This window comes from Sphingomonas elodea ATCC 31461, assembly GCF_000226955.1.
Lineage (GTDB): Bacteria > Pseudomonadota > Alphaproteobacteria > Sphingomonadales > Sphingomonadaceae > Sphingomonas > Sphingomonas elodea.
Genome location: NZ_AGFU01000120.1, coordinates 1 through 1,441 on the forward strand (window position 1 = coordinate 1; position 1,441 = coordinate 1,441).

The following is a 1,441-nucleotide window of genomic DNA, read 5'->3' on the forward strand; positions in this document are numbered from 1 at the left end:
GATAGGAGACGCGCAGCTGCTCGGTCAGCGACAGCGCGTGCTCGCCTGCGGGGAAGCCGCCGGGATGCTCCACCAGGATCGTCGCCCGGGCGCCGAACGCCCAGCGCCGGTCGTAGGCGGTTTCCATTGCGTCGAGCGTGAGCGGCCCCTGCCCCTCGTCGAAGCGCACCGCCTCGCGCGGCAGCAGATTGCCGTCAATCGACACGTCGAGCTTCTCGATCATCGACAGACCCAGCCCACGATAATAGCCAAGCTTGGCCTCGAAGGCGAAACCGGTCGGCGCCTCGGCCGGGCCGGTGTTGCGCAGGCTTTCCGCCTGGATCAGATACTTGTCGAACATCAGGCGGTTTCCTTCTCGGCGCCGAGCGCGGCTTCGGCCTGGGCGATCAGGCGATCGAACATCACATGCTGGCGGCGGACCTGCTCGCGGCTGTCCACCTCCATCACGTCCTGGATCCAGCGATTGCCTTCATATTCGCTCGACAGCGTGCCTTCCCAGCCGCACTTGACCAGTTCCGGGATCACCTCGTCATAGGCGATCGCCGGATCGGTGCAGTCCTCGTTCATTTCGTAGAACTTGGCCTGGATGTGCCGGAAGTACCGCGCATAGTCCTTGAGCCGCTTCGGGTTGGCATAGGGCGCGTGACGCAGCGTCTCGGCCATCGCGATCTCGGCCTTATTGCCGCCGCGCTTCACCGCGACTTCGTAGATCGTGTATTCGGCCATCACCTTTTCTTCATGCTGGTCGACGATGAACTGGGTGATTTCCGGCCGGGCGCCCTGGCGCTCGAAACGGGCGCGGAAGGCAGGCGGGTAATGCTTCATGAAGATGCCCATGTCCGGCAGAATGCCGAGATGGCGGGTGTTCAGCCGATCCGCGACCTCGATCGTGCGCAGGATCCAGGCATGTTCGAGATGCCAGGGCGCATGGACCTCCACGCCCATGTGCACGTCCAGCTCCTCGGCAAAGGGTACGCAGCGCTCGAGGATGTCGGGGCGCACGAATACCAGCACGCGCATGTTCTTGATGCCGAGCCGGTTGCACAGCGCCAGATCGCGGCGGATGCTGGCGACCTGCTCGTCGTCCGACAGCAGTTCGCCCTTGCGGAGCTTGGTATCGAGGAACATGTCGTAGCAGGTGAAATGCGCGCCGTGCCGGGCGAGCATTTCCTGCCAGCGGGCAACTTCCGCATCGTCGATGTTCGGGAAGCTCGGCATGTTCTGCTCGGGCAGGATCTCGATGCCCCTGGCGCCGAGCGACACCGCATGCGCGATCGCATCCTCGACCGTCATCTGACCTAGAAACATTTCTTCCTGGTAGCTGTAGAGGCTGACGCCCCGCTGGATTTTCGACACGATGGCTCCGTGGGTTACAGGCGGCAAAGGGCGGCACCCCGCGCCATGGCAAAGGTCCAGGCGCGGGGATCGGCAGGTATGGCGG

2 protein-coding genes are annotated in these 1,441 nt (G+C 64.1%); both read right to left on the minus strand.

The annotated features are described in order from the left end of the window. Positions 1-340, minus strand: a 340-nt coding sequence (locus KK7_RS0119275) for a C-glycoside deglycosidase beta subunit domain-containing protein (protein WP_010546273.1), incomplete at its 3' end; no start/stop codon positions are given. Beyond that, entirely contained in the window at positions 340-1,356 is a 1,017-nt protein-coding gene (locus KK7_RS0119280; RefSeq protein WP_029623457.1) for a sugar phosphate isomerase/epimerase family protein, read from the minus strand. The genes KK7_RS0119275 and KK7_RS0119280, both read right to left, overlap by 1 nt. Positions 1,357-1,441: the final 85 nt, after the last annotated feature.